Annotated in this window: 26 protein-coding genes and 1 tRNA gene; 13 read left to right on the forward strand and 14 right to left on the reverse strand. The window is 51.1% G+C overall.

Annotation, left to right across the window (positions count from 1 at the left end; all coding sequences use genetic code 11):
• Positions 1-82: 82 nt before the first annotated feature.
• From ABDW13_RS12680 to ABDW13_RS12690, 3 genes are read left to right on the forward strand one after another with little or no spacing between them, the layout of a single operon-like run.
• On the forward strand, positions 83-814 hold the full coding sequence (locus tag ABDW13_RS12680) for a gluconate 2-dehydrogenase subunit 3 family protein (protein ID WP_343552906.1): 732 nt from the start codon (positions 83-85) through the stop codon (positions 812-814).
• Between the two features lie 37 nt (positions 815-851).
• The gene (locus ABDW13_RS12685; protein WP_343552907.1) at positions 852-2,621 is read left to right on the forward strand and encodes a GMC family oxidoreductase; all 1,770 of its coding nucleotides are present in this window, start codon (positions 852-854) and stop codon (positions 2,619-2,621) included.
• Positions 2,622-2,625: 4 nt separating this feature from the next.
• The gene (locus tag ABDW13_RS12690) at positions 2,626-3,876 is read left to right on the forward strand and encodes a cytochrome c (protein ID WP_343552908.1); all 1,251 of its coding nucleotides are present in this window, start codon (positions 2,626-2,628) and stop codon (positions 3,874-3,876) included.
• Positions 3,877-3,929: 53 nt separating this feature from the next.
• On the opposite strand, the gene ABDW13_RS12695 is transcribed toward ABDW13_RS12690, so the two are convergent.
• The 4 genes from ABDW13_RS12695 to ABDW13_RS12710 all read right to left on the reverse strand — a co-directional run bounded on the left by ABDW13_RS12695 (position 3,930) and on the right by ABDW13_RS12710 (position 6,573).
• Entirely contained in the window at positions 3,930-4,607 is a 678-nt protein-coding gene (locus ABDW13_RS12695) for a MarC family NAAT transporter (RefSeq protein ID WP_343552909.1), read from the reverse strand.
• Positions 4,608-4,742: 135 nt separating this feature from the next.
• On the reverse strand, positions 4,743-5,378 hold the full coding sequence (locus tag ABDW13_RS12700; RefSeq protein ID WP_343552910.1) for a hypothetical protein: 636 nt from the start codon (positions 5,376-5,378) through the stop codon (positions 4,743-4,745).
• 95 nt (positions 5,379-5,473) lie between these two features.
• Positions 5,474-5,953 (reverse strand): carboxymuconolactone decarboxylase family protein, encoded by a 480-nt coding sequence (locus tag ABDW13_RS12705; protein ID WP_343552911.1) that lies wholly within the window; start codon positions 5,951-5,953, stop codon positions 5,474-5,476.
• Between the two features lie 14 nt (positions 5,954-5,967).
• Entirely contained in the window at positions 5,968-6,573 is a 606-nt protein-coding gene (locus tag ABDW13_RS12710) for an NAD(P)H-dependent oxidoreductase (RefSeq protein WP_343552912.1), read from the reverse strand.
• Between the two features lie 102 nt (positions 6,574-6,675).
• Here ABDW13_RS12710 and ABDW13_RS12715 point away from each other — a divergent pair, with 102 nt between their 5' ends.
• Positions 6,676-8,052, forward strand: coding sequence for a PLP-dependent aminotransferase family protein (locus ABDW13_RS12715; RefSeq protein ID WP_343552913.1), 1,377 nt, complete (start codon positions 6,676-6,678; stop codon positions 8,050-8,052).
• Between the two features lie 48 nt (positions 8,053-8,100).
• Here the strand turns inward: ABDW13_RS12715 and ABDW13_RS12720 are convergent, their stop codons facing one another.
• Positions 8,101-8,616 (reverse strand): DUF2501 domain-containing protein, encoded by a 516-nt coding sequence (locus tag ABDW13_RS12720; protein WP_343552914.1) that lies wholly within the window; start codon positions 8,614-8,616, stop codon positions 8,101-8,103.
• A 272-nt stretch (positions 8,617-8,888) separates the two neighbouring features.
• On the opposite strand from ABDW13_RS12720, the gene ABDW13_RS12725 reads away from it, so the two are divergent.
• The 4 genes from ABDW13_RS12725 (at position 8,889) to ABDW13_RS12740 (ending at position 10,577) form a co-directional block, all read left to right on the forward strand.
• Positions 8,889-8,973, forward strand: a tRNA-Leu gene (locus ABDW13_RS12725).
• Between the two features lie 292 nt (positions 8,974-9,265).
• Positions 9,266-9,751, forward strand: a complete 486-nt coding sequence (locus ABDW13_RS12730; RefSeq protein ID WP_343552915.1) for an Hcp family type VI secretion system effector — start codon at positions 9,266-9,268, stop codon at positions 9,749-9,751.
• A gap of 3 nt (positions 9,752-9,754) precedes the next feature.
• Positions 9,755-10,171, forward strand: a complete 417-nt coding sequence (locus tag ABDW13_RS12735; RefSeq protein ID WP_343552916.1) for a polymorphic toxin type 44 domain-containing protein — start codon at positions 9,755-9,757, stop codon at positions 10,169-10,171.
• The gene (locus ABDW13_RS12740; protein ID WP_343552917.1) at positions 10,149-10,577 is read left to right on the forward strand and encodes a hypothetical protein; all 429 of its coding nucleotides are present in this window, start codon (positions 10,149-10,151) and stop codon (positions 10,575-10,577) included. The genes ABDW13_RS12735 and ABDW13_RS12740 overlap by 23 nt, the downstream gene beginning before the upstream one ends.
• 90 nt (positions 10,578-10,667) lie before the next feature.
• Here ABDW13_RS12740 and ABDW13_RS12745 read toward each other — a convergent pair whose 3' ends face one another.
• Positions 10,668-12,680, reverse strand: coding sequence for a hypothetical protein (locus ABDW13_RS12745; RefSeq protein ID WP_343552918.1), 2,013 nt, complete (start codon positions 12,678-12,680; stop codon positions 10,668-10,670).
• Positions 12,681-13,269: 589 nt separating this feature from the next.
• Here ABDW13_RS12745 and ABDW13_RS12750 point away from each other — a divergent pair.
• Complete coding sequence (locus ABDW13_RS12750; protein ID WP_343552919.1) at positions 13,270-13,647, forward strand: DUF1090 domain-containing protein; 378 nt, start codon at positions 13,270-13,272, stop codon at positions 13,645-13,647.
• A 49-nt stretch (positions 13,648-13,696) separates the two neighbouring features.
• Here the strand turns inward: ABDW13_RS12750 and ABDW13_RS12755 are convergent, their stop codons facing one another.
• From ABDW13_RS12755 to fliE, 8 genes are read right to left on the reverse strand one after another with little or no spacing between them, the layout of a single operon-like run.
• On the reverse strand, positions 13,697-14,107 hold the full coding sequence (locus tag ABDW13_RS12755) for a flagellar protein FlhE (protein ID WP_343552920.1): 411 nt from the start codon (positions 14,105-14,107) through the stop codon (positions 13,697-13,699).
• Positions 14,104-16,197, reverse strand: coding sequence for a flagellar biosynthesis protein FlhA (flhA, locus tag ABDW13_RS12760; RefSeq protein ID WP_343552921.1), 2,094 nt, complete (start codon positions 16,195-16,197; stop codon positions 14,104-14,106). The genes ABDW13_RS12755 and flhA overlap by 4 nt, the downstream gene beginning before the upstream one ends.
• Complete coding sequence (gene flhB / locus ABDW13_RS12765) at positions 16,190-17,341, reverse strand: flagellar biosynthesis protein FlhB (protein ID WP_343552922.1); 1,152 nt, start codon at positions 17,339-17,341, stop codon at positions 16,190-16,192. Before flhB ends, flhA begins: the two co-directional genes overlap by 8 nt.
• A gap of 18 nt (positions 17,342-17,359) precedes the next feature.
• Positions 17,360-17,998 (reverse strand): protein phosphatase CheZ, encoded by a 639-nt coding sequence (cheZ, locus tag ABDW13_RS12770; protein WP_343552923.1) that lies wholly within the window; start codon positions 17,996-17,998, stop codon positions 17,360-17,362.
• Positions 17,999-18,003: 5 nt separating this feature from the next.
• Positions 18,004-18,390, reverse strand: a complete 387-nt coding sequence (cheY, locus tag ABDW13_RS12775; protein ID WP_343552924.1) for a chemotaxis response regulator CheY — start codon at positions 18,388-18,390, stop codon at positions 18,004-18,006.
• A 30-nt stretch (positions 18,391-18,420) separates the two neighbouring features.
• The gene (locus tag ABDW13_RS12780) at positions 18,421-19,467 is read right to left on the reverse strand and encodes a chemotaxis response regulator protein-glutamate methylesterase (RefSeq protein WP_343552925.1); all 1,047 of its coding nucleotides are present in this window, start codon (positions 19,465-19,467) and stop codon (positions 18,421-18,423) included.
• Positions 19,464-20,327, reverse strand: coding sequence for a CheR family methyltransferase (locus ABDW13_RS12785; RefSeq protein WP_343552926.1), 864 nt, complete (start codon positions 20,325-20,327; stop codon positions 19,464-19,466). Before ABDW13_RS12785 ends, ABDW13_RS12780 begins: the two co-directional genes overlap by 4 nt.
• Before the next feature lie 16 nt (positions 20,328-20,343).
• Positions 20,344-20,667 carry a flagellar hook-basal body complex protein FliE gene (gene fliE / locus ABDW13_RS12790; RefSeq protein WP_343552927.1) on the reverse strand — a complete coding sequence of 108 codons (324 nt, stop codon included), beginning with the start codon at positions 20,665-20,667 and terminating at the stop codon, positions 20,344-20,346.
• A gap of 265 nt (positions 20,668-20,932) precedes the next feature.
• Here fliE and fliF point away from each other — a divergent pair, with 265 nt between their 5' ends.
• The 4 genes from fliF to fliI are packed head-to-tail and all read left to right on the forward strand — an operon-like array spanning position 20,933 to position 25,656.
• Positions 20,933-22,618 carry a flagellar basal-body MS-ring/collar protein FliF gene (gene fliF / locus ABDW13_RS12795; protein WP_343552928.1) on the forward strand — a complete coding sequence of 562 codons (1,686 nt, stop codon included), beginning with the start codon at positions 20,933-20,935 and terminating at the stop codon, positions 22,616-22,618.
• Positions 22,615-23,601, forward strand: coding sequence for a flagellar motor switch protein FliG (fliG, locus tag ABDW13_RS12800; protein ID WP_343552929.1), 987 nt, complete (start codon positions 22,615-22,617; stop codon positions 23,599-23,601). The genes fliF and fliG overlap by 4 nt, the downstream gene beginning before the upstream one ends.
• The gene (locus ABDW13_RS12805) at positions 23,588-24,295 is read left to right on the forward strand and encodes a flagellar assembly protein FliH (RefSeq protein WP_343552930.1); all 708 of its coding nucleotides are present in this window, start codon (positions 23,588-23,590) and stop codon (positions 24,293-24,295) included. The genes fliG and ABDW13_RS12805 overlap by 14 nt, the downstream gene beginning before the upstream one ends.
• The gene (gene fliI / locus ABDW13_RS12810; RefSeq protein ID WP_343552931.1) at positions 24,292-25,656 is read left to right on the forward strand and encodes a flagellar protein export ATPase FliI; all 1,365 of its coding nucleotides are present in this window, start codon (positions 24,292-24,294) and stop codon (positions 25,654-25,656) included. The genes ABDW13_RS12805 and fliI overlap by 4 nt, the downstream gene beginning before the upstream one ends.

Here is a 25,656-nt window from a genome sequence, read left to right on the forward strand (position 1 = left end):
TAATATTGCCAGGTTCTTTACCGATGAATAAAGCCATTAACAAAAATAATTATCTTTCTTAGCAAGTGAGAGCTGTCACGCCATGCTTCTAAATAAACCGACCACCAGACGTAAGTTTTTGCTGGGTTCGCTGTTGGCTTTGCCATTAAGTGACCTGGTATTTAAGGGATTAACTGCGGCGCAAGCAGCAGAAATGGCAGCACCGGAACTCGCCGACTATAAACCGATCTTTTTCAGCGCTGATGAGTGGCAATTCATTCTCGCCGCGGCGGATCGTTTAATTCCAGCGGGCGGCAAGGGTAAAGCGCCGGGTGCACTGGAAACCAACGTGCCGATCTTTATCGATCAGCAACTGCACAGCCCGGAATTTGGCGGGGAAATCTACATGCAAGGTCCGTTCGACGTGCATGCGCCAGCCACTATGGGTTATCAAATTCCGTTCACGCCGCAAGAGATCTATCACACCGGCATCAAGCTGGTGGATCAGTGGACGCAAGCAACCTACCAGAAACCGTTCCATGAACTGTCGCTGGAAGAGAAAGATGCGGTCCTGACCAAAGTGAACAAAAACGACGGTATCGACTTCGCCGCACTGGGCGAACCGAACCTGAAAGCCTCGCAGTTCTTTAGCCAACTGCTCTCGGATACCAAACACGGTTACCTCGCCGACCCAATGTACGGCGGCAACAAAGGCATGAAAGCCTGGATCGCCATCGGCTTCCCGGGTGCACGCGCCAGTTTCACCGAATGGGTGAAGCAGCACAACGTGCCGTACCCGCTGGGACCGGTCAGCCTCTTGGGTGAACGCGCGTAAGCACACCCCCGTTTTTGGTTTATGAGACAGGATTAACATGGCACAGATTACCAAGAAAGAAGTCGACGTCGTCGTATGCGGCCTCGGCTGGGCAGGCTCGCTGATGAGCATCGAGCTGGCGATGGCCGGGCTGGAAGTGCGCGCGTTAGAGCGCGGCGGCGAGCGCGATTATCCCGACTTCGCTTATCCGAAACCGGCCGATGAATACGCTTATAACGTGCGTAACAAAGTGTTCGCGACACCGAAAGAAGTGGCGGTCACCGTGCGTTACAACAGCAACCAAACCGCGTTGCCAACCCGTAAGTGGGGCGCGTTTGCGCCAGGCACCGGCGTCGGCGGCGCAGGCATGCACTGGACGGCGGTACTGATTCGTCCAACGCCAACCGACATCAAGCTGAAAACGTACGTCGATGAAGCTTATAAGCCGGGCATCTTGCAGGAAGATATGCGCGTGATGGACTTCCCGTTCACCTGGGAAGAGATCGAGCCGTATTACTACAAGTTTGAGCTGATCTGCGGTCAATCCGGTAACACCGGCAACCTGCGCGGTCAGATTCTGCCAGGCGGTGATCCGTTTGAAGGCCCGCGTTCTGAACCTTATCCGTTGCCAGCGCTGGAAGACACGCTGAACAACGTGATGTTCAAAGAAGCCGCCACCAAACTCGGTTATCACCCGTTCCCGAACCCGTCTGCGTGCGTATCCCGCGCGTGGAAAAACCCGTACGGCAACCAGATCGCACCGTGTAACTACTGCGGCTACTGCTCGAAATATCCGTGCCTGAACTACTCGAAAGCCTCGCCGCAAACGGCGGTGATGGATTCACTGAAGCGCATGCCGAACTTCTCTTACGAAGTGCACGCCGAAGTGGTGAAAGTGGTACTGCACGATGATCAGAAAACCGCCAAAGGCGTAATTTACTTCGACGTTGATGGCAACGAAGTGTTCCAGCCGGCGAAAATCGTGGTGCTGTCCAGCTTCCAGCTGTACAACGTGCGCCTGATGTTGCTGTCTGGCATCGGCAAGCCGTATAACCCGATCACCGAAGAAGGTGTGGTAGGACGTAACTACGCGTTCCTGTCGAACGGCGGCGCGACCTTGTTCTTCAAAGATAAAAACTTCAACTCTTACGCTACCGCAGGCGCCACCGGCCAGATGTTCAACGACATCTCACCAGGCAACTTCGACGGTCCAGGCCTGGGCTTCCTTGGCGGCGCGAAAATCCACAGTTCGCAAGCCACCGGTACGCCAATCGCCACTTCACTGCCGAAAGGCACGCCAAGCTGGGGCATGGGCTACAAAGAGGGTCTGGAGCAGTGGTACAACCACTCGATGAAGATCAGCATCACCACTACGTGCCAGTCGTACCGCGATATCTATCTGGATCTCGATCCACACTACACCGACCATCGCGGTCTGCCGCTGCTGCGTATGACCTTCAACTGGAAAGAGAACGAACTCAAGCTGCAACAGCACTTGAAAGGCATCGTCGGCAACATCGCGAAAGAGCTGAACCCAGATAGCATGAGCATGAGCTTCCTGCCGATGGGCGCGGATTTCGACCTCACCAAATACGTTTCGACGCACAACGTCGGCGGCGCGGTGATGGGCGATAACCCGAAAACCTCTGCACTGAACAAGTACCTGCAGAGCTGGGATGTTCATAACGTGTTTGTGCCAGGCGGCAACGCCTTCCCGCAAAACTTCCAGGCGAACCCGACCGATACCATCGGCGCGATCACCTTGATGGCGGCACAAGCAATCAAAGAACATTATCTGAAAAATCCCGGTCCACTGGTACAGGCATAAGCGCATGAAATTAAAATCATTGTTAATCGCCAACGCCGTGCTGCTGGGCAGCTTTGCTCTCCAGGCGCACGCGGAAGATGAAGCTCAATTGATCAAGCAGGGTGAATACCTGTCGCGTCTCGGCGACTGTATGGCATGCCATACCGTTTCTGGCAAAGGGGATTACGCGGGCGGCCTGGCGATTGAGTCGAATCTCGGCACCATTTACTCCACCAACATCACGCCGGACAAAGAGCACGGCATCGGCAATTACAGCGAGCAGCAGTTCTCCGACGCGGTGCGCAAAGGCGTACTGCCGGACGGTTCGCGCCTGTATCCAGCGATGCCGTATCCGGATTACGCCAAGATCAGCGATGCTGATATTCATGCGCTGTACGTTTACTTCATGAAAGGTGTGAAGCCGAGCAGCGAGCAGCCGCCGAAAACCGATCTCAGCTTCCCGTTCAGCCAGCGCTGGGGCATGCGTTTCTGGAACTGGGCGTTCACCTCTGATAAGCCATTCCAGCCGATTGGTGGTGCATCGGAAGAGGTAAATCGCGGTGCCTACATCGTCGAAAGCCTTGGCCACTGCGGCAGTTGCCATACACCTCGCGGCCTTGGCATGAACGAGAAAGCGCTGGATAGCGGCGACGATCAGTTCCTTGCCGGTGGCAGCCTGAATAACTGGGATGTGCCGTCGCTGCGTGGCTTGCCGCGCTGGAGCGAGCAGGAGATCGTGGATTACCTGCAAACCGGTCGTAACGACAAAGCCGCCGTTGGCGGTGAGATGAAGTCGGTGATTGAGCACTCCAGCTCGCACATGACCGATGCTGACCTCAAAGCGATTGCGTCGTATCTGAAGTTCATCGGCGGTAATCCGGCGTTGCAGGCGTATGACGTCACCAAGCAACAGGCAACCGAAGCGAAACTGACGGCAGCGAAGAATCTGACCGAAGGTGAGCGTCTCTACATCGACAACTGTGGCGCGTGCCACTTTGTCACCGGTAAAGGCGCGCCTGGCATCTTCCCGGAATTGGATCAGGCGACAATTGTGAATGCCAAAGATCCAAGCGGTTTGATCCACACCATTCTGGCCGGTGCGCAGCAGCCATCAACCGAGAAAGCGCCGTCAACGTTGGCGATGCCACCGTTTGCTTATCGCTTAACGGATGATGAAGTCGCCAAGCTGGCAACTTTCGTGCGTCAAGGTTGGAGCAACAATGCGCCAGCGGTGACCAAAGAGCAGGTTGCCGATGTGCGTAAAACGTTGAAGTAATGAGATAAAAAACCAGGTTGCCATTCAAGGCGACCTGGTTTTTTTTCGAAAACTTAATGAAAGGTATGAATCACTTCTAACACGCCGTTAATCACAAACTGCACGCCCATACACACCAGCAAAAAGCCCATCAAACGCGAAATCGCTTCAATCCCGCCTTTGCCGACCAATTTCATGATGGCGCCGGAACTGCGCAGCGAAATCCACAAAATCACCGCCACGGCTAAAAACGTCAGCGTTGGCGCGACTGCCACCACCCAATTGGGGAAATCGACACCAGCTTTCACCGTCGAGGCCGAACTGATGATCATCGCGATGGTGCCGGGACCTGCGGTGCTTGGCATCGCCAGCGGCACAAAGGCGATATTCACGCTTTCACGCGGGCTTTCGCTGGCATCCATTTCGTCCTGCTTATGCTCAGCCTCAACCGAATGCCCGATGGGTTTAGCGGGAAACAGCATGCGGAAACCGATGAATGCCACAATCAATCCGCCCGCCATGCGCAGGCCGGGAATTGAAATGCCGAAGGTGTGCAGCACCGCGTTGCCGGCGTACCACGCCACCATCATGATCAGGAACACGTAGATCGAGGCCTGCATTGCCTGGCGATTACGTTCCTGGAAATTCATATCACCCGCGAGGCCGAGAAACAGCGCCACGGTGGTAAGCGGATTGGCGAGCGGCAGAATCACCACCAATCCCAGCCCGATGGCTTTAAACAGCTCTAACATGCAAACATCCCCAGATGAAAAACGAGTAGATAATCGCACGATGCGTAGCGGCGCAATTTATTGCGCAATGCCTGGATGGGCAACAAGTCAAAACAACGCGATAAATCGCGCCGCTACGGTCAATGCGCGCTTTGACTAATGCTTCGGCGTTTCCAGCGCTTCCAGCAGCTCGGGGAAGAAATCTTCCAGCAGCTCTGGCGTCATCAGTTCGGGGAAATTGATTAAATGCTCGCGAATACGCTCATTCACATCCGGCAGCAGGCGCTGTGCCGCATCGGCGGCGCTGATTTTCTTCTGCTTCATTAAGCGCAACACATCGTCCGGCAGATTGTCTTCGTCTTCGACTTCATCCACACCTTCCAGATCGTCGAGTTCGTCCAGCAGATCCATCAACGCTTCAATTTGTGGTGTGCGAGATTGGTATTCAGAAGGACTTTCGTTTTCCAGATAACGCAGCAGCGCGCGCACCGGCGAACCGTCCGGCTCGGCAGGCGGTTCGTTGGCAAACCAGGTCAGGAGATCGTGCTGCGTCACCTGATGGACGTGATAACCGTTATCCACTAATTCATCGGCGAGGATATCGGCGGTATCGTGCTCAATCAGGCAAATGTGGGTGCGATTAGGCGTGAACTGCTCCAGCCACTGATAAATCTCTTCAATTACGCTGTCATCGTAAATGAAGGTTTGGCTGAGATAGCTATCATCTTGCTGGTGAACGCAGATGTGAATCTGGTCGGGATCGAAGTAAATCGCAATGTTGATGCCTTTCATGTGCGCTGTCCTGTGTGGTGCAAAATCTCACTATAGCCTCAGGCAGCGCAGATGAACATGGTGCCGCCAGCAGCATCGGCTACTGGCGGTAAAAATTAACGCAAATCAGCACGATCCAGACCGTAAGCGCTGTCCAACGCGCCCGGATTCATCTGCGACAGCACCATCAGGCGGTTCCACGTATTAATCACGGCGATGCAGAACGTCAGTTCGCTGGTCTCGACCTCGGAAAAGTGCTCACGTACCTCGTTGTACAACACGTCATCAATGCCGTGATCGCCCAGACGCGTCAGGGCTTCGGTCAACGCCAGCGCCGCTTTCTCTTTGGCGGTAAACAGTGGCGATTCGCGCCAGATCGCCACGTGATGTAAACGTAGCTCGCGCTCGCCGTGAATTTTGGCCTCTTTGACGTGCATATCCACGCAGAACGCGCACTGGTTCAGCTGTGAAGCACGCAGATCCACCAGATGTTTGATGGTGGCATCGAGTGAACATTTCCCCAGCGCCGCCGTGGCGTCGCCCAGGGTTTTTACCAGCGCCGGAATGTTTTTAAAATGGTTAACACGTGCGGTCATGATGTTGTCCTCATTCAGAATAATTGGTCGATGATTTGTAAAGCGTTTGGGAGAGCAGTGGCGCGGCTGATGGGATCGTGTGTGCCATCAACGCGGATAAATTCCACATCGGTGATGCCGATGTATTCCAGCGCCACGCGGATGTACGGCGTAAATTGGTCATCCTGTACAAATGGGCCGTGAGCAAATACGCTGCCGCTGGCGACCACGCTATAAACTTTTTTGCCGTTCACCAGGCCGACTTTGCAGCCATCCGGCGTGAAGGCGAAGGTGCGTCCGGCGCGGGTGATATGGTCGAACCAGGCTTTCAACACCGAAGGCAAACCGAGGTTCCACATCGGCGATGAGATAACCAGCGTGTCGCAGGCAAACAGCTGATCCACCAGTTGTTCTGAGGTCTGAATGGCGGCACGTTGCGCATCAGTGCGCTCCTCTGGACGGGTGAAGAACGCGCCAATGGTGAAGGCATCAAGGTGTGGCAGCGGATGTTGCGCCAAATCCAGCACCGTCTCCTCGAGATCGGCATGCTGAGCACGCAGTTTTTCCACCAAACGCGCTGATGCGATGCGTGACGCCGAACCGGCTAAATCGGGGCTGACTTGGATGTGCAGCAGTTTCATTACTCTCTTCCTCAAACCGCATTGAATCGTGAATGCGTGCATCTTAAACTTCTATGTCTGAGTGAAAAGGGCCAAAAACCGTGAAAAGAGATAGGACATAGCGTGGGCTACAAAGAGATTTATGCGCTGTATCGTGAGCACATTGTTGCAGGCCGCTTGAAGCCGGGCGATCGCGTGCCCGCGATTCGTGCGTTGGCGAGTGAGTTGCAGGTGGCGCGCAAAACGGTGGAAACGGCGTATGAAATCCTGATCGGTGAAGGGTATTTCGTCAGCCAGGGTGCGAAGGGCACGCGGGTGAATCCCGATTTGGTATTGGCGTCGGCCGCTGAACCCGAAACTGCGACAGCGCCACCTACCAGCGATCACAGCTTGCGTGAAACCAAAGGTGAATTGCGGCTGGGGATTCCTGCGCTGGATGCGTTCCCGCATAAAAAATGGCTGCTGATCTCGGCAAAAGCAGCGCGCACTTTGCGGCCCGATGAGATGGTATTGCCGCCGATCATGGGGCATCAACCGCTGCGCGAGGCCATCGCCAGCTATCTCAATATTTCGCGAGGGCTGAACTGCCAGCCGGAACAGATCTTTATCACCAGCGGCTATCGCGCCAATCTGCGGCTGATTCTGGCTGTGCTGGCGCAGCCCAGCGACAAGGTGATGTTTGAAGATCCCGGTTATTTCTTCGGACAAAAACTGCTGAAGCGCATCGCACCCAATCTGCATTATGTGCCGGTCGATCGTCAGGGAATGGATGTTGATTACCTGCTGCGCTATCACCCTGATGCACGCTTTGCGGTGGTTACGCCAACCCATCACAGCCCGCTGGCGGTGACCTTATCGCTGCCGCGCAAACATCAACTGCTGGAGTGGGCGCAGCAAAATAACAGCTGGATTATCGAAGATGATTACGACGGCGAGTTTCACTACACGCGCAAGGTGATTCCGGCGCTGAAAAGCCTTGATGTGCACGATCGGGTGATTTACACCGGCACCTTCAGCAAAACCATGATGCCAGCGATGCGCGTGGGCTATTTGGTGATGCCAAAAGAGACCATTGCGCGCTTTAGCGAACTCGGCGAGATCCTTGAAACCGGCATGTCGCTGTTGCCACAAAAAATTCTGGCGCAGTTCCTCAGCGAAGGGCACTTCTATCGTCACATCAAAAAGATGCGCATACTTTATCAGCAACGCCGCCGCATGATGCTTGAAGCATTACAAGTGTGCTTCCCGGACGTATTCGAATTTGAGCTTACCGATGGCGGCATGCATATCGTGGCTTTTTTGCAGCGTGGCACGCAGGACAAAGAGTTGGCGGAGATTTGGCAGCGACATCAGTTACGGGTATTGCCACTTTCCGGCTGGTATATGCAGACGCAAAAACGTTATGGCTTAGTGATTGGCTACACCAATATTCGCTCGGTGGAGCAAGCCAGTGCGCTTCTTCAGCGCGCGGAGGCAGAGACGCGGGCATTGCTGCTTTAAAAAAGAAAAGGCGCGAGGGACAGCTCGCGCCTTGATACCGGCGCGTCCTTACATGCCGATATATTTTTTGCCTTGCTTCAGCACCACATCACAGGCTTTGGTTTTCAGCTTCTCACCCATTGGCGAGCTGCTCAGGCTTTGCAGATTCAGCTGCTGGCCGTTGCCGGTATTCAGCAAACCGGCCAAACCTTGCTGATAATCGGTTTTCTGCGCTTGCGCGGTTGGACTGCTTAGACCGAGCTTGCTCAACACCTGGTCTTTCACCGAACTCACGTTATTATCCACCTCGTTGTGCTGCACGCAGTAGGACATCACGCCTGCGGCGTTGGTCATGCTATTCGAGCTCACCGCTTTATCGCCGCCATTCAGCAAGCCCGTCAGTGAGGAGAGTGACAATCCGCTGTTTGGTGCTGTATTGGTGCCGGTGTTGCTGGTGCTATTGTTCTGCTGAGACAGCTGGGATGCCGCGCTGCTCAGCTGATCCTGCCAGCTTGCCGCTGATGCACTTCCCGCTACCATGATTGCCGCGATGCCCAATCCCCAAATCTTGCCTTGTAATTTCATCTCAACCTCGTTGTCTTTTATGTTCTGACTGCGTCAGTTTTGGTTAAGAGAGGTTTGAATTAGGAAAGTTCCAGATAAATGGCGGGTTTAGGGAAGATTGGGACTGTTCTGGGTTTTGTGGCGGGCTTAAAAATAGCCATATTGACGAATTAACAAGCATTTGCGCGCAAAGTGGCGTTTTTTTCAACGCTTAGCACATATCCATCACGATTCCTGTTGCGCACTCGGCTCGTAACGGTATAATCCCCAACGTTTTCCGCATCCTCTTCAGTGCCGAAGTGGCGAAATCGGTAGACGCAGTTGATTCAAAATCAACCGTAGAGATACGTGCCGGTTCGAGTCCGGCCTTCGGCACCATCGATTGATGCAAAAAATCAAGTCGCTTACGAGCGGCTTTTTTTTTGCCTAAATTTCGTCACTAACCTTCACCTCAAACTAACCTGTTTGAGAAATCTTCGCTGATTACTCCTCATGTCACTTTTTAAAGCTACGTGAAGCACATGTTCACTAGAAATGCAGGTCAAACATTTCATTAAATAAAATGTGATGCAGAGTGCAAACCTCAGATCAAAACCATAAATTAACTGTGTGTTATTTGTTTTTGTGTATACCTTTGTCGTAAGGGATGAAAAACATAAGGACGAGTAAAATGCCAATTCCAGCAAATCTCTGGCTTAAAGATGACGGTGGTGCCGATATTCGTGGCTCCGTTGATGTGCAAAATCGCGAAGGTAGTATCGAAGTCACCGGTTTTTCTCATAATGTAAGGCTGCCAACCGATCCACAAACCGGTAAGCCGACTGGCACACGTAAGCATGCGCCGATAATTATTCAAAAAGAGTTTGATGCATCTTCTCCTTATCTTTATAAGGCTGTTTCTACTGGGCAAAATTTAACTTCAGCAGAATTCAAGTGGTATCATATTAATGATGCTGGACAGGAAGTAGAATATTTCAATATTTTAATAGAAAGCGTGAAAATCATTGGTGTTTCACCAGTAATGCACGATACCAAAGATCCTGAAAAAGAGAAGCACAACCATCTGGAATGCGTTGAACTCGCCTACGAAAAAATAACGTGGAAATATTGTGACGGCAATATTATGTTCTCTGATAGTTGGAATGAGAGACCATAATTCATGCGTTATCCTACTATGGCTGCATCTCCGCAGCCTCCATTTGATATTATCTCTTTCACTCCTCCTGGTGTTTCAATCGTCAATAATATGATGTTGGCTCGTTTGCACAAAGGACCGTCTGCCATGACATATGCATGGTTTTACAGTCAGGTAAAAGGCCATGGTCCCTGGGATTATAAAAATCAAAATGGCAGGCAGTATGCTAATTTTGGTAATTTTAATTATGGCGCTGTTGGACATGCGGCTGGTATAACCGAGTCAGTGCTATTGAGGGCTGCTGGGTGGGCGCAAAGTCGCGCTGGAACAAGCAATATTGAGTTTGGAAGTTGGTATGGTTTCAGCCCTTATGGTGACGATCCTGAAGACCAATATTGGATAAGGGCAGGGATTGATTATGCTAAGCGCGCTGGATTTTAAAAGAGTTTATTTTTTTGGTATCGTTTTATTCGGATTGATCGCGTATGGTATTTATCTATTATTGAAAGTATCTCCACTCGAGCAGACAATAGTCTATAAGGAGAAAGTGAATAATCTGGCTAATCTATATGTTACAGAAGCCAATGCTGGTGCGACAACGGGTTTTTCGTACAGATTTTATTTATACGATGGAAGTAAAAGTGATGAGGACTTTAAACGAAGCTTGATGGATACGGCTTCGCCATTTCTCATTACTTCTGATAGTAAAGCATTAGATAAAATAAAAAACGGAGTGATTTATTTAAATATTAAAGGGCGTATTTATTCATTTAATAACAACCCTGCATATAGATACAATGATTCTATTTATAAAATACCTGCCGTTATTACTGCCGCACCATACTGAGGAAGTTTCAAGCTTGTTATTTTTATGGTCTGAAGCGATGTGTCTAGTGGGTTTTTATAATTCCTTCTTTTAGCTGTTATATATTATTCTTTACTGTTTTGAATAAAAGTCTGGCCAAGCATCATAATATGGATAACTAACTTTAACTTCACCCACATTAAAATCATATGTTAATTTATTGACACTTTTCCTAAATATACTTATAGATGGAAGTGACTCTAGATATCCTGTCAATTTATTTATGGTTATTTTTCCTTCGCAAAATTTATATTTTTCCAATTCAGCTGAATTTTCCTTGCGTAAGTTTTCGTCATTAATTACTCCTTTGATGCGTTTAAAAAATCTATCTAAAGATAGTTGATCTACCACATAGCAGCCATTTGCAAAATATTTCCCACCTAAAGGTGATGTGGTGACTATTATTTTAATCACTCCTTCATGCTTCCATGTATAGGGTAAGTTAAAGGCTTTTCTTATTTCTACAAGATGAGTGAGGTAATGAGCAGAATATCTGTTGATTTGTTCCGTGAAAGACCGTTTTTTTCTGCTAAATTCTTTGATATGAAAAGTATCACCTAAAATATCGTAAGCATTTTGATAATATTTATTGAAGAAAATTGGTTGACCATTAGATTTGAGCTCTACGAAGACTATGTAATTATCTATGATTATTACGCAATCACATTCATAATCGTTGTGAGACGATAAATTTAAAGCTGTTATTCCAGATGAATTTACAAGACTAATGAATTCATCTTCATGAAACCTTCCCTTTATTGATGTGCTAATTTTCTTAGCATTGAATAATGATAGTAATGAACGACTAGATGAGCTAGTAGAAAGAAGAGCTGGCATTATAAAAAAACCATCATTACATGGGATTAATGGACAGTCATTAATATCCAATGATTCCTTAGTGAAAGTGAAATAATCTACTAATAGTTTTGAACATTGGTGAGATAGAGATTCTTTTTCGAAAAACAAAATCCAATCTTCCCTACTTTTTCTGATCAGCCAGTTAGATTGATTCGACAGTTTATTTTTTCTTTTTAATCTTTTTTTATGTTCTTTTATTGCAAGTGAAACCAAAGCTTCATAAGCATGCACCCAATCGAATATACTAATCCCACCATAGCTTTCAAACATATTTTCAGGGCTTATGTTTTCAAAGCTGGTCAATAGCATTGCATGGTAAATATCATTTTTAGTTAAATATGATGGAGCCCATTTCCTTATCTCACTAATAAAGCTTGGTTTTTTAGATATGTAGTTATTTAAATATTCATAAGTTTCCATGCTTTTCATCATTACTCTTGACCTAGAAACTTCATAGTCGCGGTAAAGATTATCTTCACAAACTTCTATTTTGAGTTCATTTTCATTTATCAACGCTAATTCTGCATTACATAGCCTGAAAAAATCAGTGGTTCTAGATAATGAATCATAGCGATTCCAACTTTCATAGACATCTAACATTTTAACGAAATCAGGCATGGAAATTTTTTCGTCAATATCCATTTTTTTCTCTGATTTTGAAAATGCTAATGAGAAAATTTTCCCAGTGTAATGAACTATTTCATCGATCGCTCTGCTTAGCGTTTTGATATCATGGTGTGTAAAGTCATCTCCTCGAGGGATATTTGATGGGTAAAAAACAAAAGGTAATATTTTTTTTAATTTTTTATGAGGGGTTCTGCCGAGTATGGCAATATAAATTGAAATAAAGTTTTCGGAAAAAAGAGATATTATAAAAAGTTCTTTTTCTGATATTCCATTTCCCCATATATTATTTATCTTTAAATGTTCAAAGAATTGGTTATATAAATGACACATTTTTTTGTATTGATTATTTTCTTTAAGTATTATTTCATTATCACTTGGGAATTTTTCCATTAACAATCTAAAATATGGTGTCATTTTTTCATTAAGTTTTTCAACACTGAGTGATGAATTTCTTTTGTAATAGATGCCTGAAATTCTAATGATATTTAGTGCGTCATTTACATTTGCATTGTCATTTTTTAGATAAGAGATGAATTTATTCTTAAAAAGGATAGGGTCTTTTGCTAACTTAAGTATATATGCTGAATCATATAATTTCATCTTTCTCTATCCTTGAGTTATTATGTTGATTTTTAATGATGGTATATATTTACATATTTAATAGCTAACAGCTAGAAACGCACAACCTCTACGCTTTCTTAACCAGAACCGAACCGGGATCGTTGAGCGTGCCTGTTGCCAATAAATCGTTACGTGTGTTTAAAGTCGCAATGGATATTTCCAGAAGTCTGCGCAATGCGAGTAGTAGAAGGAAGCGAATAACAGCTTTAAACAATGACTTTCCATTCTGCTGCCAAAACCAAGGAAAACATGTTCTTTAGCAGAAGAGGAAATTTTGCGGGGGTCTCAGCCGCTTTGCAGCGGGTCAGGACACTTTACCGTCATGGACGAACCTGTAATCAGGAAGTGGGATGCGATTTCGTTGCCAAAATCCCTGTAACCATCCGAGCTAACAATGCTACGCGGTATATTTAGTGTTTGCAATTAGCGGCTGCAAACGAACTAATTGTTCAAAGCTGATCCACATCAATCCAGGCGGCATTTCCCCATTAACCAAGACCTCGCCTTTAAGATCCTGTTAAGAACTCTTCGTATAATAGCGCCCAACGATTTCAACCAAGAGTTCATCATGAAAAACACCCTGATTACCCTGTCGATTCTTTTCTCGGCGTTAACCATCACTTCCGTGCAAGCAGCAACCGGATGTGAAGCTAAGAAGCAAGATATCCAACAAGAGCTGGCGATGGCGCGTGAACATGGCAATGCGGAACGTGTTGCGGGTTTGGAAAAAGCGCTGCGTGAAACCAACGAGCACTGCACCGAGAGCAGCTTGCTGAAACAGCGCCAGGAAAAAGTGGCTGAGAAGCAGTTGAAAGTACAGGAGCGCGAGCAGGATTTAGCCAAGGCGCAAGCTGAAGGTAGCAGCAAAAAGATTGAAAAACAGCAGCGTAAATTGGCTGAAGCGCGTGAAGAGTTGAAAGAAGCGCAGGATGCGTTAGCGCAGTAACATCTGCGATGCAGCACAGAAAAACCGCGGTTATTGCCGCGGTTTTTTGTTATTTTCGTAACCGATATTCCACGGTGACTTGATTACTCAATAGCGTCAGCGGTGGCGATAAATTACCTCGCACCGATGAGTAATATTCAAAACGCAGCGGTCCGCCCGCCGGGAAACTCACCGGCAACGGCATTTCGCCGCTCAATCCTGATAATGGCAGGCAGCGATTGCCGCCGCACACTTTGATCATAAAACCCATCGGCGTGGGGCCATCTGGCGAGATCTTCCACGTCAACTGTTTGGCGATTGCGCCCGCCGGGAGTGCCGAAGTAGGGTGCACCGGCTGGCTTTTGACCACTTGCTGGCCGCGCGTCATCATGCCGCCAAAGCTCTGGCTGCTCCAAGAACCGTCGCTTGCCAATGCCAGTGGCGAAATCACTAAACTCAGCAGCAGCAGGCGACGCATCATGCTTTGCCACCAATCACCCACGTCATGCGCACGTTGCGCTGGGTGTTGATTTCCTGACTGGAGAGCACCGCCATTTGCGGGAAGATGCGGCGCAAATAACGCGACAGCATCAGACGCAGTGATGGATTTACCAGCAGCACCGGCGGCGCACCCAATCCTTCCTGATGCATCAAGGCTTGTTCGGTCTGCTTCATCAAACTCTCAGCAATGCCGGGTTCGATGGCGCTACCGCTCTGGGTCGCTTGCACCAGCAACTGTTCCAGCGACAGATCCAGACCGATCACCTGCACATCCTCTTCACCGGGGAACCATTGCTGCGTGATGGCGCGTGACAAGCGTGCACGCACGCGCGCCGTTAATTCATCAGCATCACTGTTGCTGGTGGCAAACTCCGCCAACGTATCAATGATGGTGCGCATATCGCGGATTGGCACACGTTCTGACAACAGATTTTGCAGCACCTTATGCAGCGTCGTCAGGCTGATCACCGCAGGAATCAAATCCTCAACCAGCTTCGGCGCATGCTTGGTGAGCTGATCCAGCAACTGTTGTGCTTCCTGGCGGCCAAACAGTTCTTCGGTATGCGTTGAGATCAAATGATTCAGATGCGTTGCCACCACCGAACTCGGATCAACTACCGTGTAACCGAGTGTTTGCGCCAGTTCGCGATGCACTTCATCAATCCACAACGCAGGCAGACCAAAGGTCGGCTCAGTACACACCGTGCCCGGCACATCGCCTTCCGCGCAGCCAGGATTGATCGCCATCCAGCGATCCGGTTGGATCTCGCCGTGACCAATCTCCACGCCTTTCAGCAAGATGCGATAGCGTGTTGGCGGCAGATCCAGGTTGTCACGGATATGCACCGCGGGTGGCAAGAAGCCCATCTGCTGCGCGAATTTCTTACGAATGCCGCGCACACGCGTCAGCAACTGACCGTTTTGCTCCTGATCAACCATTGGAATGAGGCGATAGCCCACTTCGAGGCCAAGCTCATCTTCCATCTGCACATCAGACCAGGTGGCTTCGTTGACCTGCGCGGTTTCCGCTTCCGGCAGCGAGATATCGCTGGTGTTCGAACCTTTGGCTTTATTTTCCGCTTCACGGCCGCGCATCCACCAGGCCACGCCCAGCAGCACCGCAGTGAACAGCAGGAAAACAAAGTTCGGCATACCTGGAATCATGCCCAGCAGGCCGATCACCGCAGCCGCCAGCATCAGCACGCGTGGCGAGCTAAACAGCTGACCAATCATCTGCTCGCCGACATCCTGATCGTTAACCACGCGTGTCACAACCACGCCCGCGGCGGTAGAGATTACCAGGCCGGGAATCTGCGCGACCAGACCATCACCAATGGTCAGCAAGGTGTAAGTTTCACCTGCCATGCCAACCGACATGTCGTGCTGCATTACGCCAATAATCAAACCGCCAATCACATTGATCGCCATGATCATCAGGCCAGCGATCGCATCACCACGCACAAATTTACTGGCACCATCCATCGAACCGTAGAAATCGGCTTCCTGTGTCACCTCTTTACGACGGCGTTTGGCTTCTTCTTCGCCAATCAAACCGGCATTAAGATCGGCATCGATCGCCATCTGTTTGCCGGGCATGCCATCAAGAGTGAAGCGCGCGCCGACTTCAGCAATACGTCCCGCCCCTTTGGTGATCACCATAAAGTTGATGATAATCAGGATGATGAAGACGATGATGCCGATGGCAAAATTGCCGCCGACCAGGAAGTGGCCGAAAGCTTCAACCACCTGACCCGCAGCGGCAGAACCGGTGTGGCCGTGCATCAGGATCACACGGGTGGATGCGACGTTCAGTGCCAGACGCAATAGCGTCGAAAACAGCAACACCGTCGGGAACGCCGAGAACTCCAGCGTCTTCTGGGTGAACATCGCCACCAACAGAATCATGATCGACAGGACAATGTTGAAGGTAAAAAACAGATCCAGCACGAAGGTGGGCAGCGGCAAGATCATCATCGCAAGGATGGTCATGATCAGCACTGGACCGGCCAGCACTTGCCATTGGGTCTCCTTCAGACCAGGTAAACGTAGTTTTGTGGCGATATTAGCCATCACTCTCACTCTCTTGTGCAAAGTCCAGCGCCGCCGGAACCGGCAGATCTTTTGGTTGCTGCGGGCGAATGCCATAGCCTTTACGCCAGCGGCGCAGGCCATAAACCCAAGCTAAAACTTCAGCTACGGCGTTATACAGTTCAGTGGGTACTGGCGCGCCGGGTTCGCAATGGCGGTACAACGCACGCGCCAGTGGCGGGGCTTCCAGCATCGGAATACGGCTCTCTTCTGCCAGTTCACGGATGCGCAGGGCGATCAGACCACTGCCTTTCGCGACGACGACCGGCGCGCCCATGCTGCCTTCCTGGTATTTTAACGCCACCGAATAATGTGTCGGGTTGTTGACCACTACGTCGGCGGTCGGTACATCGGTCATCATGCGTTGCTGCGCCATTTGACGCTGTATTTGGCGAACACGACCTTTAAGTTGTGGATCACCTTCCTGCTTCTTGAACTCGTCCTTCACTTCCTGACGCGTCATGCGCAGCTTTTTCCAGTTGCTCCACAGCTGATAAATCACATCAAACGCCACCATTGGAATCAGCGACAGGATGATGACCAGCATGCAACCAATCAGGATGCTGCTGATATCACTTAATGCCATACCCAGCGGTTCAAACATCAACCCGATAAACTTGCTCTTGTTGTGCAGCAGAAACAGGCCGCCGCCGATACCCGCCAGTGACACTTTGAGAATGGCTTTCACCATTTCCGAAAGCATCTGCGCGGAGAACAGACGTTTGATGCCGCTTATCGGGTTGAGCTTTTTCAGGTTGAGCTTGATTGCCTTGCCGCTCAGATTCAGGCCACCAATGATCAACGGTGCGCTGACGGCGGTGATATACAAACCACCCACCAGCGGTAACAACGCCAAAAAAGCGATACCGAGTAACGCTCCGGCTTGATCCAGCATATGTTGGGGATCGCGTACCAACAGGCGATCAAAGGTCAGGCCGTTGTGCAGCAGGTGCATCAATTTCCCCACCAGAAAATCACCGCCCGCCAGCATCAAGCTGCAGCCAACCAGCAACATCGCGAGGGTGGTGAGCTCACGCGATCGCGGAACCTGCCCCTCTTCCCGCGCTTTCTGTTTTCGCTGGGGTGTGGGGTCTTCCGTTTTTTCGTTATCACTCTCTTCAGACATGGCGTTCGCCTGGCATCATCAGAAGCCGAGGGACTCCAGCAGGTCATCAACCTGTTCCTGAGAAGCCGCAATACCTTCCGCGGTGGCGTTGATTTGTGGGCCGTTTTTCAGCTGATCTTCACCTTCAATGGCCCGCGCTTCACGCTCACCCATGTTTTCCACCAGCACGCTAATCAGCTCAGTTTCTACTTTAGATATCACCACCATCAGGCTTTGCAGCACCTGGCCAGTGAGATCCTGGAAATCTTGCGCCATCATGATTTCAGTCAGCTGGCGATTGGTTTGCTGGGTCATCTCTGGCACCTGATGCAGGAACGCGCGCGTCTCTTTCACCAGCTCACGAGCATCTTCCAGCGGCTGGGGATTGGCAAACCACGCATCCCAGCGTTCACTGAGTGCACCGGCGTTCTCACTCATTGCGTCCTGCAAGGGGCGCGCCACTTCCACGCTGGTTAATGCGCGATCGGCGGCCTGCGAGGTTTTACCCACTACATAGTTGAGGCGATCGCGGGTGTTAGGAAAGGCATCTGCCACTTCCATAATTGCCTGTTCAAGGCCGAGGTTAGCCATGCTGTCACGTAGCAAACGCGTCAGCTGGCCGATACGCAGAAACAGATCTTTGGGATCATCTGCCTGCAAATTTAATTCTGGATCCATGGCTATTACCCAAGTTTTTCAAAGATTTTGCCGAGCTTCTCTTCCAACGTGGCGGCAGTAAACGGCTTGACGATGTAACCATTGGCACCCGCTTGTGCGGCCGCAATGATGTTTTCGCGTTTGGCTTCGGCGGTCACCATCAGCACCGGCAGTTTGGCCATGGCGCTGTCGGCACGAATGGTTTTCAGCAGCTCGAGGCCGTCGATGTTCGGCATATTCCAGTCGCTGACCACAAAATCGAACACATCAGCGCGCAGTTTGTTCAGGGCGTCCTGACCATCTTCAGCTTCTTCTATGTTCTTGTAGCCCAGGTCTTGCAGTAGGTTACGGACAATGCGTCGCATGGTGGCAAAGTCATCCACCACCAGGAAACGCAAGTTTTTATCTGACATTTAAGGTGTCTCCTGAACGTTGTTAATCGATTAATGACGTAATTTGGTACAGCTAAAACTGTCCAGCAGACGCTGACTGATGTGATCGAGATCGAGCACATCACAGGCGGCGCCCAGCGCAATCGCTTCACGCGGCATGCCGAACACCACGCAGCTGGCTTCACTTTGTGCCAGCGTATAAGCGCCGGCCTGGCGTAGCGCCAGTAGTCCACGCGCACCATCGCTGCCCATTCCAGTGAGAATCGCGGCACTGGCATGTTTCCCCGCCTGCTGCGCCACCGAATCAAACAGCACGTCCACCGAAGGACGATGGCGGTTGACCGGTTCAGCATCGCTGAGTTGAACTTCATAGCCCTTAGCACGGCGGACCACGCTCATGTGCAGATCGCCCGGTGCAATCAAGGCATTGCCTGCTAATAACGGTTCGCCATCTTGCGCTTCACGCACTGAAATCTGGCACAGCGAATCCATGCGCTGGGCAAATGAACGGGTAAAGCCCGCAGGCATGTGTTGGGCGATGACAATACCAGGGCAGTTGGTTGGCATGGGTTCCAGCATGCGGCGCAGCGCTTCGGTGCCGCCGGTCGATGAGCCAATCGCAATCAGATTGGATTGATCAACTTTAATCTTGCTAATCATCGGCTTCATCGCGGTATTAACGCCGTGACGATGTAATTTTGCTTTGGCAGCTATGCGGATTTTTTCGACCAATTGTTCGCCCCACAGCTGCATCCCACTCGCGGCCTGGTTGCCGGGTTTTGGCAAGAAATCGACCGCGCCATGCTCCAATGCGGCTAACGTCGTGCTGGAGCCGCGTTGGGTCAGCGATGAAATCATGATCACTGGCATCGGGCGCAGGCGCATCAGGCGTGAAAGAAACTCCAATCCATCCATGCGCGGCATATCAATATCCAGCGTCAGCACATCCGGATTGAGCTTTTTAATCAATTCACGCGCAATCAGCGGGTCCGGTGCGGTCGCTACCATCTCCATGTCCGGCTGCTGATTAACCACTACGCTGAGCAGATTGCGTATCAACGCCGAGTCATCTACCGCCAGAACGCGTATCGGATTCATCGCAAGTTCTCCGTCAGTTCATAAACCGATTGCCCGCGTAGGCGCAGCGGCAGGTTAGGGGAAGTGAAATGCTCCGAATGCCCAACAAATAGCAGGCCACCGGGTTTCAGCAGGCGAGCAAAGCGCTGCAACAACTTCAACTGCGTTGCGTTATCGAAATAAATCATTACGTTGCGGCAAAAAATGGCATCAAAGGGTTCGGGTACCGGCCAGCGAGCATCCAGCAAATTAAGCTGCTGGTAATGGATGCTGCTGAGCAGTTCCCGTTTCACTTTGACCAGATTGTTGTTTTCACCCGAGCCGCGTAAAAAGTAATTACGCTTTTGCATCAGCGTTAACGCGGTGAGATCGTTCAAGCGATACACGCCAGTTTCAGCTTTACTCAGGACATCGGTATCAATGTCTGAAGCCCAAATGCGTGGGCCTGCTACCGTCGCGCCCAGAACTTCATCCAGCGTGATAGCAATCGAGCAAGGCTCTTCACCGGTAGATGCCGCAGTGCACCACACGCGATAACTATCAACCTGTTGCCGCGCCTGACGCGCATGTTCCGCCAGAATCGGGAAATGGTACGATTCGCGGAAAAAAGAGGTCAGGTTGGTGGTCAGCGCGTTGATAAACGTCTGCCACTCTGGATGTTCCGGATGCGACTCTAAAATCGTGGCGTATTCGCTAAAACTGCTGAGAGCCAGTTCGCGCACCCGCCGTGAAAGACGATTGAAAATCATCTCTCGTTTCTGTGCGTTAACCACAATTCCTGCACGTCGGTAAATCAATTTCCCGAAACGCTCTAATTCGTTATCCGAAAGGATTAACGTATTCTTAAATAAGCGCGCAGAAGTGAAGTTAATTTCGCTCATAGAATGAAAACAGGCCTTATACCGGGGTGTTCATTATTTCTTGATAAGCACTGATCATTTTATTACGCGCTTGCATGCCGAAACTGAATGAAATAGAGGATTTCTGCATCGCGAGCATCACATCATTCAAGCCAATATCGCTGCTGCCAGACATCCACTGCTGCGTCATGTTTTTAGCATCAAGCTGAGTTTTATTTATTTCGCTGATGCTGTTAAATAACGCATCGGAGAACGAGGGTGCATTTTCCTGTGCACCAGATTTGATGCGATGCTGCCCAGAGACTTGCTGTGCCTGGGTTTGGATCTGATCGAGTACGCCGCGCATTAATGTAGCTGACATTATTCATTTCCTGGATTATCAAAGAAAAATGCGCAATTGGATTGCACATCTTTTAAACGCCGACAGCTTAACATGCGGGTAAATAAGCGAGAAAATCCGATAAGCGAACAGAAGTTCGGGCTTATTTATGGTTAAAAATTGTCGCATTCAGCAGATAATGGCCGCCTGAAAATTCCACTTGAATTTGCTTCGTAGATATCAGTTAGCGCAATTGCGTTGGCTGACGCGCATTATCGGTGCGTGTTATTTCTTACAGGATAACGGCATGAGTGCCACATTAAATGGTCTAAATAACAATCCGACAGAGCGAATTAAATCCGCGATGTCATCACTTCGTTCGAGTCCAAAGATAATATTGGCATTCGTCGCTGCTGCGGCATTGTCGGTGATTATCGCACTGATGTTCTGGGCTAAAGAGCCGGGCTATCGCGTGCTGTTCAGCAACATCAGCGATGAAGATGGTGGGGCGATTGTGGCGCAGCTGACGCAGCTGAATGTGCCGTATCGCATCGAAACGCCTGGCGGCATCATTATGGTGCCAGAAGCGCAGGTACATGAAGCAAGGATGAAGCTGGCGCAACAGGGTTTGCCGAAAGGTGGATCGGTGGGCTTTGAACTGCTGGACAAGGAAAAGTTTGGTATCAGCCAGTTCAGCGAGCAGATCAATTACCAGCGTGCGCTGGAAGGTGAGCTGTCACGTACCATCGAAAATCTGGGACCGATCCAGACTGCTCGCGTGCATTTAGCGGTGCCTAAACCGTCGATGTTTGTACGCGATCAGAAGCAGCCAACCGCTTCGGTGACGGTGAACCTGATTCAGGGACGCACGCTGGATGAAGGCCAGGTGGTGGCGATCACCCATCTGATTTCCAGCGCGGTGACCGGCTTATCTGCTGAGAATGTCACCATTGTCGATCAACGCGGTAACTTGCTGACGCAAGGCGGCGCGCGTGGCCTGCAAACCTCACAGCTCAAGTACACCAATGAGATTGAAAGCGACTATCAGCAGCGCATTCAGCGCATTTTGGCGCCGTTGGTCGGTGACAACAATGTACGTGCTCAGGTGACAGCGCAAGTCGATTTCACTCAGCAAGAGCAGACACAAGAGCAGTACCAGCCGAATTCCGACCCACAAAAAATGGCGATTCGTAGCCGTCAGGCCAGCTCAGCGGAGCAAGGCAATTCACGTGGTGCCAGTGGCGTACCGGGCGCGTTGACCAACCAGCCACCAACGCCAGCTACGGCGCCGATCACCCAGCCACTGCAAAAGCCAGGTGAGGCCAATGCCAAAACCAGCGGCACTGGCAGCACGGCGACGCGAGACAGCGGGCAACCGTTCAACAACCGCAGCGATGAAACCACCAACTTCGAAGTCGACCGCACGCTGACGCACACCAAATCCAACATGGGACGTATTGAGCGCCTGTCGGTGGCGGTGGTGATTAATCATCTGCCCCAGGGCGAAGAGGGCACACCTGGCCCGATGAACGACGCCGAGCTGGCGCGCATCAATACCTTAGTGAAAGAAGCGATTGGCTTCAGCGACCGCCGTGGTGACAGCGTCAACATCCTCAACTCACCGTTTAACGGTGTGATTGAAGAGCCGCTTCCTCCTTTCTGGGAGCAAGAGAAATTCCATGCGTTGTTGATGTCGATTGCCCGATATCTGGTGATTGCCATTATCGCCTGGGTGATGTGGCGCAAGCTGGTGCAACCCGCGTGGCAGAAACATATCGAGGCTAATCTGCGCAAGCTGGAAATGGAAAAAGAAGCGCGAGAGGAAGTGTTGGCAGAGAGAAAACGTGCTGCCGAGAAGAATGCTCTTTCCCGTGCGCAATTGCGTGAGGATAGCGATCTTAACGCCCTGCAGTTGCGTGAACTCGCTGAGAAGGAACCACGCGTTATTGCCCTGGTAATCCGTCAATGGATGAATAAGGAGCTCAAATCATGAATGCCTCTGAAAAAAGCGCCATCGTCATGTTGACGTTGGGCGATGAATTGGCCGCTGAAGTGTATAAGCATTTGAATGCCCATGAGGTGAAGCAGATCAGTAGCTCCATGGTCAACATGGCAGGCTTTACCCATGAACAAATGGCCAATGTTTTACAGGAGTTTAGAACCGACTCCACTGAATACGCGGCGCTGAGCCTGAATACCAATGAGTATCTGCGTAGCGTGCTGGTCAAAGCGTTGGGCGAAGAACGCGCCTCGTCGTTGCTGGAGGACTTGCTGGATAGTCATCAAGGTAACAACGGGATTGAGACGCTCAACTTTATGGATCCACAGGCGGTATTTGATCTGATCCGTGAAGAGCATCCGCAGATCATCGCCACCATTCTGGTGCACCTGAAACGTAACCAGGCGGCCGATGTACTGGGCAGATTTGAAGATCGTGAGCGTAACGACATCATGCTGCGTATCGCCACCTTTGGCGGTGTCCAGCCAGCCGCATTGCAAGAGTTGACCGAAGTGCTGAATAACTTGCTGCACGGTCAGAATCTCAAGCGCAGCAAAATGGGCGGTGTGCGTCCGGCGGCAGAGATTCTTAACCTGATGAAATCGCAGCAGGAAGAATCAGCAATTGATGCAGTTCGTGAGTTCGACGGCGAACTGGCACAGAAAATCATTGATGAGATGTTCCTGTTCGAGAACCTGATCGAAGTCGAGGATCGCAGTATCCAGCGTCTGTTGCAGGAAGTGGAAACCGAGACGCTGATCGTGGCACTGAAAGGCGCCAACGAAGAGTTGCGTCAGAAGTTCTTCTTCAATATGTCTCGTCGTCAGGCGGATCTGATGGCCGAAGATTTGGCATCGCGTGGTCCGGTACGCTTGTCACAAGTGGAAGCCGAGCAGAAAACTATCCTCAACATCGTGCGTCGTTTAGCGGAAGCAGGCGAGATGATCATCGGAGGCAGCGACGATGCCTACGTCTGATAAATCCAGCGCACCACAATGGCAGAGCTGGCAGCCGGATAACTTGCTGCTCAGTGAAGCGGTGGAAGCGCCGCTACCCAGTCTCGACAGCGCGCAATCTGATGAACAGCTAAAAGCTGAACTGGCACGTTTGCGTAAGCAGGCAGAGCAGCAAGGTTTCAATCAAGGACTGACGCGCGGTGAAGAAGAAGGCCGCAAACAGGGTTTTGAGGCGGGCGTGCGTGAAGGACGCGAAGCCGGCTTAGCCAAAGGCATGCAGGATGCGCAGGCGCAGCAACAAGCACTGTTACGCCAGGCCGAGCAGTGGATCAGCAACTTTAAACTGGCGGTGGAAAATCTCGACAGTCTGATTCCAGGCCGTTTGGTGCAACTGTCGCTGACTGCCGTCCAGCAGCTGTACGGCAACATCAGCATGGCTGACAACAGCGTGCTGGTGAAACAGATTCGCAGCCTGATGAAACAGGATGCGCTGCTGCACGGCACCATTCAGCTTTATGTTCATCCTGACGACCGTGCACAACTGGCGCAGGCGTTAGGTGACACCCTGGCGCAGGTCGGTTGGGCGTTGCACAGTGATGCGCAACTGGCGCCGGGCGGCTGTCGCGTGGTGTCGCCGGATGTCGAGTTTGATGCCAGCATGGAAACCCGCTGGCAGGCGCTGTGTCAGCTAGCACGCGAGGAGCTGTCGCAATGAGCCAGCAGTTAAAGAGCTGGTTGCAGGCGCTGGATCGGGTCGAGGAGAAACTCAGCGAAATGCCGGCGTTTCGCCAGTACGGCAAATTAACGCGCGCCACCGGCTTGGTAATGGAAGCGGTGGGCTTGAAGTTGCCGATTGGCTCGTTATGTATCGTGGAACGTCAAACAGGCAAAGGCATCGCGCAAGTCGAGAGCGAAGTGGTGGGATTCAACGGCCATACGCTGTATCTGATGCCGTTGGAAAATGTCGATGGCATTCTGCCTGGCGCGCGTGTTTACGCGCCAGATGGCGATTGCGCCGAGGGCAAGCAGTTGCCGGTTGGGCCACATTTGCTGGGGCGCGTACTGGATGCACAGGGCCGTCCGCTGGATGGCCGCGCACCGCCGGGCAAACCGGCGGCTGGCCTGTTTACCCCGACCTTAAATCCGCTACATCGCGATCCGATTAAAAACGTGCTGGATGTCGGTGTGCGCGCCATCAACGGCTTGTTGACCGTTGGACGTGGGCAACGTATGGGCCTGTTTGCCGGTTCCGGCGTTGGCAAAAGTGTGCTGCTCGGCATGATGGCGCGCTTCACCACTGCGGATGTGATTGTGGTGGGTTTGATTGGTGAGCGTGGCCGTGAAGTTAAAGACTTCATCGAAAACATTCTGGGCGAAGCCGGCCGCGAACGTGCGGTGGTGATTGCCGCACCCGCTGATGTTTCACCGATTCTGCGCATGCAGGGCGCGGTGTACGCCACGCGCATTGCCGAAGACTTCCGCGATCGTGGTCTCAACGTCTTACTGATCATGGATTCACTGACGCGTTATGCGATGGCGCAACGTGAAGTGGCGCTGGCGATTGGCGAACCACCGGCCACCAAAGGCTATCCACCTTCCGTATTTGCCCGCTTACCTGCGCTGGTGGAGCGCACCGGTAACGGCATGCCCGGCGGCGGATCGATTACCGCATTTTACACCGTGCTGACCGAAGGCGACGATCAACAAGATCCCATCGCGGATTCCGCCCGTGCGATCCTTGATGGTCACATCGTTTTATCACGCCGTTTGGCCGAATCTGGCCACTATCCGGCGATTGATATCGAAGCCTCGATCAGCCGCGCGATGACCGAACTGATCCCGCATGCCCAGTACCGCAAGGTGCAACGCTTCAAGCAGATGCTGTCAGCTTATCAGCGTAACCGCGATTTGATTAGCGTGGGTGCCTACGTGAAAGGCAGCGATCCGTTACTCGATCAGGCGATTAATCACTTTCCGGCGCTGGAAGCGTTTCTGCATCAGGCGATCCATGAATCAGCGCCGTACGACGCTGCAATTGCCGGATTATCTCAGCTGTTCCCGGACATAACGGAATAA

This window comes from Pantoea sp., from assembly GCF_039594315.1.
GTDB lineage: Bacteria > Pseudomonadota > Gammaproteobacteria > Enterobacterales > Enterobacteriaceae > Pantoea.

Bases quoted from the DNA above. Each gene is read 5' to 3' on its own strand.
- ABDW13_RS12680 (WP_343552906.1), top strand. From the start codon at position 83: ATGCTTCTAAATAAACCGACCACCAGACGTAAGTTTTTGCTGGGTTCG.
- ABDW13_RS12685 (WP_343552907.1), top strand. From the start codon at position 852: ATGGCACAGATTACCAAGAAAGAAGTCGACGTCGTCGTATGCGGCCTC.
- ABDW13_RS12690 (WP_343552908.1), top strand. From the start codon at position 2,626: ATGAAATTAAAATCATTGTTAATCGCCAACGCCGTGCTGCTGGGCAGC.
- ABDW13_RS12695 (WP_343552909.1), bottom strand. From the start codon at position 4,607: ATGTTAGAGCTGTTTAAAGCCATCGGGCTGGGATTGGTGGTGATTCTG.
- ABDW13_RS12700 (WP_343552910.1), bottom strand. From the start codon at position 5,378: ATGAAAGGCATCAACATTGCGATTTACTTCGATCCCGACCAGATTCAC.
- ABDW13_RS12705 (WP_343552911.1), bottom strand. From the start codon at position 5,953: ATGACCGCACGTGTTAACCATTTTAAAAACATTCCGGCGCTGGTAAAA.
- ABDW13_RS12710 (WP_343552912.1), bottom strand. From the start codon at position 6,573: ATGAAACTGCTGCACATCCAAGTCAGCCCCGATTTAGCCGGTTCGGCG.
- ABDW13_RS12720 (WP_343552914.1), bottom strand. From the start codon at position 8,616: ATGAAATTACAAGGCAAGATTTGGGGATTGGGCATCGCGGCAATCATG.
- ABDW13_RS12730 (WP_343552915.1), top strand. From the start codon at position 9,266: ATGCCAATTCCAGCAAATCTCTGGCTTAAAGATGACGGTGGTGCCGAT.
- ABDW13_RS12735 (WP_343552916.1), top strand. From the start codon at position 9,755: ATGCGTTATCCTACTATGGCTGCATCTCCGCAGCCTCCATTTGATATT.
- ABDW13_RS12740 (WP_343552917.1), top strand. From the start codon at position 10,149: ATGCTAAGCGCGCTGGATTTTAAAAGAGTTTATTTTTTTGGTATCGTT.
- ABDW13_RS12745 (WP_343552918.1), bottom strand. From the start codon at position 12,680: ATGAAATTATATGATTCAGCATATATACTTAAGTTAGCAAAAGACCCT.
- ABDW13_RS12750 (WP_343552919.1), top strand. From the start codon at position 13,270: ATGAAAAACACCCTGATTACCCTGTCGATTCTTTTCTCGGCGTTAACC.
- ABDW13_RS12755 (WP_343552920.1), bottom strand. From the start codon at position 14,107: ATGATGCGTCGCCTGCTGCTGCTGAGTTTAGTGATTTCGCCACTGGCA.
- flhA (WP_343552921.1), bottom strand. From the start codon at position 16,197: ATGGCTAATATCGCCACAAAACTACGTTTACCTGGTCTGAAGGAGACC.
- flhB (WP_343552922.1), bottom strand. From the start codon at position 17,341: ATGTCTGAAGAGAGTGATAACGAAAAAACGGAAGACCCCACACCCCAG.
- cheZ (WP_343552923.1), bottom strand. From the start codon at position 17,998: ATGGATCCAGAATTAAATTTGCAGGCAGATGATCCCAAAGATCTGTTT.
- cheY (WP_343552924.1), bottom strand. From the start codon at position 18,390: ATGTCAGATAAAAACTTGCGTTTCCTGGTGGTGGATGACTTTGCCACC.
- ABDW13_RS12780 (WP_343552925.1), bottom strand. From the start codon at position 19,467: ATGAATCCGATACGCGTTCTGGCGGTAGATGACTCGGCGTTGATACGC.
- ABDW13_RS12785 (WP_343552926.1), bottom strand. From the start codon at position 20,327: ATGAGCGAAATTAACTTCACTTCTGCGCGCTTATTTAAGAATACGTTA.
- fliE (WP_343552927.1), bottom strand. From the start codon at position 20,667: ATGTCAGCTACATTAATGCGCGGCGTACTCGATCAGATCCAAACCCAG.
- fliF (WP_343552928.1), top strand. From the start codon at position 20,933: ATGAGTGCCACATTAAATGGTCTAAATAACAATCCGACAGAGCGAATT.
- fliG (WP_343552929.1), top strand. From the start codon at position 22,615: ATGAATGCCTCTGAAAAAAGCGCCATCGTCATGTTGACGTTGGGCGAT.
- ABDW13_RS12805 (WP_343552930.1), top strand. From the start codon at position 23,588: ATGCCTACGTCTGATAAATCCAGCGCACCACAATGGCAGAGCTGGCAG.
- fliI (WP_343552931.1), top strand. From the start codon at position 24,292: ATGAGCCAGCAGTTAAAGAGCTGGTTGCAGGCGCTGGATCGGGTCGAG.